The 2,864-nt window shown below is 68.2% G+C and carries 2 protein-coding genes; both read right to left on the bottom strand.

Annotation, left to right across the window (positions count from 1 at the left end):
- Positions 1-43: 43 nt before the first annotated feature.
- Positions 44-1,537: an aldehyde dehydrogenase family protein gene (locus GBZ26_RS28570; RefSeq protein ID WP_174441693.1), complete on the bottom strand. Its 1,494-nt coding sequence runs from the start codon at positions 1,535-1,537 to the stop codon at positions 44-46.
- Between the two features lie 60 nt (positions 1,538-1,597).
- Positions 1,598-2,827 carry an AMP-binding protein gene (locus GBZ26_RS28565; protein ID WP_174441692.1) on the bottom strand — a complete coding sequence of 410 codons (1,230 nt, stop codon included), beginning with the start codon at positions 2,825-2,827 and terminating at the stop codon, positions 1,598-1,600.
- Positions 2,828-2,864: the final 37 nt, after the last annotated feature.

The following is a 2,864-nucleotide window of genomic DNA, read 5'->3' as shown; positions in this document are numbered from 1 at the left end:
GTCGGGAGGGGGGCACCACCGCAACCACCTCCCCACCCCGCCGTTACTTCATGTTGATGATGATCGTCTTCTTGTGGGTGAAGTGCTCCAGCATCGCTTCCAGCGAGGCTTCCTTGCCCAACCCCGACGACTTCACGCCGCCGTAGGACAGGTTCGGCTGCACGACCAGATTCTGGTTAACCTGGACGAATCCGGCCTCCAGCCGGTGCACCGCGTCCATCGCCACCTTCAGGTCGCGCGTCCAGATCGTCGCCGCGAGGCCGTATTCGGTGTCGTTGGCCTGGGCGATGACCTCTTCGTAATCGGTCCAGCGGATGACGCAGCAGACCGGGCCGAAAATCTCCTCCTGCGCGATGCGGTCGCTGTTCTTCACGCCGGTGAAGATGTGCGGCTGCACGTACAGGCCCTTGGTCAGTTTCGGATCGGACGGCATGGCCGAGCAGACATGCGGCGTCGCCCCGCCCTCCTTGCCGATGGCGATGTAGCTCTGCACCCGGTCGAGCTGCTGCGGCGAGACGATGGTGCCGATGTCGGTCGACTCGTCGAGCGGGTCGCCCATCTTCATGGCGTTTACCTTCTCCTTCAGCTTCTCCACGAAAGCGTCGTGGATGCTGTCATGGACGAAGATGCGCGACGACGCGGTGCAGCTCTGGCCCTGGCGGGTGAAGCGCATGCCGGCGATGGCGCCCGCGATGGCCTGATCCAAATCGGCGTCGCCGCAGACGATCATCGGGCTCTTGCCGCCCAGCTCCAGGGTCACCGGGATCAGCTTCTCGGCGGCGGTCTTGTAGACGATCTTGCCGGTCTCGACCGAGCCGGTGAAGGTCACCTTCTTGACATCCTTGTGCGCCACCAGCGGGGCGCCGCATTCCGGACCGTAGCCCGACAGGATGTTCACCACCCCGGCCGGGATCACCGTGTTGATGAGCTGCACGACGCGGAGCACGGCCAGAGGCGCTTCCTCCGCCGACTTCACCACCACGGCGTTGCCCGCCACCATCGCCGGGGCGATCTTCAGCGCCATCAGCAGCAGCGGCACGTTCCACGGGATGATCGCGCCGACCACGCCCACCGGCTCGCGCACCGTCATGGTCAGCATCGACGGGTTGAAGGGGATGGTTTCGCCCTTCAGTTCCGGCGCCAGACCGCCGAAGAAGACGAAGGCGTCGGAGAGGACGCCGGCCTCGACGCGCGATTCGGTGCGCAGCGCCTTGCCGGTCTCCAGAGCGATCAGCTTGGCGATTTCCTCCTTGTGGGCGTCGAGCACGCGCCCGCACTCGGCGACCAGCTTGCCGCGCTCGCGCACCGGGCGCTTGGCCCATTCCTTCTGCGCGGCCACCGCAGCGGCCACCGCGGCGTCGACGTCCGTCGCCTCGCCGAAGGCGGCCTCGGCCACCGTCTCGCCGGTCGCCGGATTTACGACGGGGAAGCCCTTGCCGGAGGAGGCCGGGCGGAACTCGCCGCCGAAGAAATGCTTGCCCGACAGCTCCCTGGCGAGCGCGAAGGGGTCGAGCTGGAGGTCGGTGCTGACGCTCATGTCGAAAAGGTCCTCGTGTGTATCGGGTCGGTTATCGTTGTTTTCGGGTATCGTCGGCGCTCAGGCGCGGGCGTCTTCGATGACCTTGCCGTCGTTGGGCAGGCTGCCGGGGGCAGCGAACTCCACGACACCCTTCAATTTGGTGACGGCGGCCAGAGTTTCACGCACCGACGCCGCCAAAGCCTCGCCGGACTCGGGCGACTCGCAGCGCAGGGTCATGGTGTCGTTGGCGTCCTCCCGCCCGACGACGAGGCGGGCCTTGCCGATCTGCGGGTGGCGGCGCAGCACCTCGGCGATCTGCTGCGGGTGGACGAACATGCCCTTGACCTTGGTGGTCTGGTCGGCGCGGCCCATCCAGCCCTTCAGCCGCATGTTGGTGCGCCCGCAGGGGCTTTCGCCGGGCAGCACGGCGGACAGGTCGCCGGTGGCGAAGCGGACCAGCGGATAGGCTTGGTTGAAGGTGGTGACGACGACCTCCCCCACCTCGCCCGCCGGCACGGGATCGCCGGTGCCGGGGCGGACGATCTCGACGATCACCCCCTCCTCCACCACCAGCCCGGCGCGGGCCGTCGTCTCATAGGCGACGAGGCCGAGATCGGCGGTGCCGTAACTCTGGTAGGCGGCGATGCCGCGCCCCTCGTAATAGGCGCGGGCGTCCGGCAGGAAGGGGCCGCCGGTCAGATGGCCGATCGCGATGGAGGACAGGTCCAGCCCCAGCTCGTCGCCCTTTTCCAGGATGATCTTCAGGAAGTCGGGCGTGCCGATGTAGGCCCGCGGCTTCAGATGGGCGGCCACCTGGGCCTGCATCTCCGTGTTGCCGACGCCGGCGGGGATGACCGCGCAGCCCAGCGCGTGCGCCCCCGTCTCGAACATCGAGCCGGCGGGGGTCAGGTGGTAGGCGAAGCAGTTCTGCACGAGGTCGCCGCCGCGGATGCCCGAGGCGTAGAGCGCCCGCGCGGTGCGCCAGGGGTCCGTGCCGTGGGCCTCCGGATCGTGGATCGGACCGGGCGAGGCGAAGACGCGGGCCAGCCGACCGATGGCGACGGTGGTCATTCCACCGAAGGGCGGTGCCTCCTTCTGCAAGGCGATCAGGTCCGACTTGCGGGTGACCGGCAGGGCGGCGAGCGCCGCGCGGTCACGGACGGCGGCGGGGTCCACATCGGCCAGCAGGCGGGTGAAATAGGGCGCATTCGCCTTGGCGTGGGCGATCTGCGCCGGCAGCGCCGCGAACAGCTCCGCCTCGCGCCGGTCGGGGGAGCGGGTTTCGAGTTGATCGTAAGTGTCGGACACCGATGCCTCCCGGCTGTTTTTCTTGGGGTGTCGTGGT

This window comes from Azospirillum formosense, assembly GCF_013340925.1.
Lineage (GTDB): Bacteria > Pseudomonadota > Alphaproteobacteria > Azospirillales > Azospirillaceae > Azospirillum > Azospirillum formosense.
Note: the sequence above shows the minus strand (reverse complement) of the source record. Positions and strands in the feature narration are given on the sequence as shown.